Annotated in this window: 1 protein-coding gene; it reads right to left on the bottom strand. The window is 57.5% G+C overall.

All coding sequences use genetic code 11. The annotated features are described in order from the left end of the window. Positions 1–204: 204 nt before the first annotated feature. Positions 205–424, bottom strand: a 220-nt coding sequence (locus AC1DN0_RS41565) for an SDR family oxidoreductase (protein WP_477146681.1), incomplete at its 5' end; no start/stop codon positions are given.

Raw genomic sequence — 424 nt, 5'->3', positions numbered from 1 at the left:
CATGTTTGAGTATCGCCTTAAGGCGATGCGAGTTTGGGTCCCGGCCGCTCTTTTTGTCTGCCGACGAGGGGGGGTCGCCCCATCCGGCGCGCCTTCTTTGCCTACTTTCTTGGCAAGACAAGAAAGTAGGTCGCCCCCCGCAGGGGGGTGAAACCGCCTTTGACTTTTAAGCCTTTGAAGTTGAAGTTGAAGTTAAGGCATCCATCAAAAATGCGCCAAATACCCCCCATCCACCGCCAACACATGCCCAGTAACATAAGAAGCCGCCGGCGAAGCCAAAAACACCGCCGCCCCCGCCACCTCCTCCGGCTGCCCCCACCTCCCCAACGCAGTCCTCTGCCGCAACCACACGGCAACGCTAGCGTCATCGACCAAAGGCTGAATAGGTTCGGTAGCAAAAAACCCCGGCGCAATGGCAATTACA

The sequence above is a fragment of the Cupriavidus sp. 05N39 genome, from assembly GCF_056397325.1.
The sequence above is the reverse complement of the archived record's forward strand: the minus strand, read 5'-3'. Positions and strand labels throughout refer to the sequence as shown.